4 protein-coding genes are annotated in these 2,624 nt (G+C 39.1%); all 4 read left to right on the plus strand.

What is annotated here, in order from left to right; genetic code table 11:
• Positions 1-118 precede the first annotated feature (118 nt).
• Complete coding sequence (locus LHL20_RS20690) at positions 119-415, plus strand: hypothetical protein (protein WP_226434656.1); 297 nt, start codon at positions 119-121, stop codon at positions 413-415.
• A 133-nt stretch (positions 416-548) separates the two neighbouring features.
• The gene (locus LHL20_RS20695) at positions 549-1,010 is read left to right on the plus strand and encodes a hypothetical protein (protein WP_092030685.1); all 462 of its coding nucleotides are present in this window, start codon (positions 549-551) and stop codon (positions 1,008-1,010) included.
• A gap of 554 nt (positions 1,011-1,564) precedes the next feature.
• Positions 1,565-1,957, plus strand: coding sequence for a hypothetical protein (locus LHL20_RS20700; RefSeq protein ID WP_226434657.1), 393 nt, complete (start codon positions 1,565-1,567; stop codon positions 1,955-1,957).
• Positions 1,947-2,501 (plus strand): hypothetical protein, encoded by a 555-nt coding sequence (locus LHL20_RS20705; protein ID WP_226434658.1) that lies wholly within the window; start codon positions 1,947-1,949, stop codon positions 2,499-2,501. The genes LHL20_RS20700 and LHL20_RS20705 overlap by 11 nt, the downstream gene beginning before the upstream one ends.
• The last annotated feature ends 123 nt before the right edge of the window (positions 2,502-2,624 follow it).

Here is a 2,624-nt window from a genome sequence, read left to right on the forward strand (position 1 = left end):
AACAAAAAAATAAAGTCACTCACTTCGTTCGCTGGGACGCATACACGTGGGCCGCTTCGCATTGTAGCCCACGCGCCTGCGCCCCTTATTTAAAAGTTAGGTGCTCTGGAGATAAGCAATGGCTGGTGGTGCTATTTTCGTTTTTGTTGTGCTTGCTCTTTCTACCATTATCGCTTCAATATGGTTGTATAAAGGAAGAGGATCCCGTCGCAACAAGCTCATTCATATTGTTTTGTATTTTTGTTGCACTCTTTTACCAGGAATAGTTCTCAGTATTCTTCTAAGCATTACCGAACACAGTGTCATACTTAGCAATGTTAATTTTATTCTATTTTGTTGTGCAAGTGTGTATGGTTTTGTTCTTCCTATATTTTCAGGCTACAAAAGTGAGCAGGTTAAAAGTGCACGCACCTAACAATCGCATAAACTCGCTCGCAAGCTCGCTGGGACAAAAACACGTAGGCTCCCTTCGCTTCGCTCTGTATTATAGCCTACGTATTTTTGCCCGTTATGCGGGCCGTTAGGGCTATCAAGGATCGATTTGACCAATGGACAAGCTTAAAGGTATTTGTATTTTAGTTCTCACCTTTTTTAGTTTTGGACTTACAGTATTTTTTATGCCTTTTCAGGTTTATGAAGTTTTTAGTGCCTTAGACTCTGAAGTTCTAGAAGCTGAAATAATTGATTCTGAATTCGATAGGTATTCCGATGTGGGTTTTAGAAACTCCTGCATCATTGAGGTAGAATTAAAAATATTATCAAGCAATGAGAATATTATTATTGGGGATGTTAAGCCAGGTGATATTTCAACATGTATTTCAAAAAAGAAATATGCCAACCTCTATCAACCAGGTGATTTTGCTATTGTATATTTATCTAAAAATGGGAAGTACTACCTTAGTTTAGGTTCATATTTTGAAGCATTAACACCTACATTCTTTAGTCTTATTTGGTTTGTTTTTTTGTATAGCTATATTAAAAGACAAAAGAAGCTCAATAACAATTCATAGACTAGCCCTAACAATTTACTCAAAAGGACGCAAAACGCTTGGCTTGTGCTCCTTCGTCGCAAAGTATAGCCAAACATTTTCCGCCTTTTAGTAAGGCGTTATGTGCTTCTAGGATTTTCATATTGTTTATTTTTTACAAAGAAACTGAATTAAGTCTCAATGAGAAAGAGATCGTATTTTCATCTCTTTTCAAATATGTAGCTGTGATTCTAGTCGTGGCCACTTTTCTGTTCGCATACTTGCAATTTGAAGTCCTCTATCTAATCTCTTGGGGGGTATTCGTTTGCTGGCTTTTTACTTTCTTATTTGTTACTCGTAGAGTGAGAGCTGAGGTGAAAAAGTCAATTAACAAAACTAACGTGCAAATAACTGGCAGTAGCTGGAGTTTTAAAGAGCCGCTAACGTATGTTGTTTCAAACAACACACATAACAAACCACTGTAGCCACTCGCTGGCGCTCGTTGGGACACAAACACGCAGGCTCCCTTCGCTTCGCTCCGTATTATAGCCTGCGTATTTGTGCCCCTAAGTGGGGTGTTATATCGCAGGTTAAACATGCAAAGAAATTTAGCTTTATTAACAGTTTTTTTGTTCTCTTTTGCTTTCCTTTCAGTTGTGGTTGGAGTAATTGAGATCGTATTAATGGCTTTTGAACCCAATTTTGAAGTTACTAACGACCCAAAACTAATGGCCGGAGCTATTTCACAAGAACTTGTATCTGCAGCAATTATATTAATTGCAAGTCCATTTCTAGCATTTTTGGGCTGTATTGTTATGTTATTCAACAAATATCGGGCTCGCTGGTATTTTTATTGGTCACTGCTGTTAACCTTTCCTTACGTGCTCTTTTTTCCATTCGGAACTTGCGTATTTGTTGTTGTATGGTTCTTTTTCTTATACAAACGCAAAGAATTCAGGTCTCAGGACCAAATCGGCATTGCAATATAACAAATACATTAAGGCGCTTCGCTGGGACAGTAACACGTGGGCTCTGTCGCTTCGCTCGGATTTTAGCCCACGTGTTACTGCCCCTTATGTGGGTGTTAGGCGCCAAGGAAACTTCATGTTCACTTTAGAACACCAAGACGGAATTATCGAATATCAGCAGGTTAATGGAGGTTTTGCAGTCAAAGACTCTAAACTCTACATTTCTCTTGAAACGAAAAGCTTAGACGACGAAGCTTATCCAGACAGTTTTTTCTTTGCGTTGGTCGGCTATCCAGTAGCTGGCAACCTAGATGGTTTAGAGATTAATATCTCCACTAACCCAAAAGATGGGACGCCTAATGTTTTTGTTTACACCACTTTCCATGCGTGCGAAGTGATAGCCAAGTTATGTGTTAATGTCGTATCACAAAATGAGATTAGCGTTGATTTAAATGTTGTCTCAGATGACGTAAATTACTACAACGAAAAAGCCAAGCCCAATCCATTTATAGGTCGAGCTGTTTTCGTAAGTAAAGATTTGGAACTGTTGTGGCTACCAGTGTAGCGCCTAACAAACCACTTAAGGCACTCGCTTCGCTTATGTGGACTCCCCCTTTGTCAACAACATTAGCGGTCAATTGAAGAATTAATGCGTGCTTATGTACGAGCTCTAATTGGGAAGCTACTC

The sequence above is a fragment of the Alteromonas sp. McT4-15 genome, from assembly GCF_020515205.1.
GTDB lineage: Bacteria > Pseudomonadota > Gammaproteobacteria > Enterobacterales > Alteromonadaceae > Alteromonas.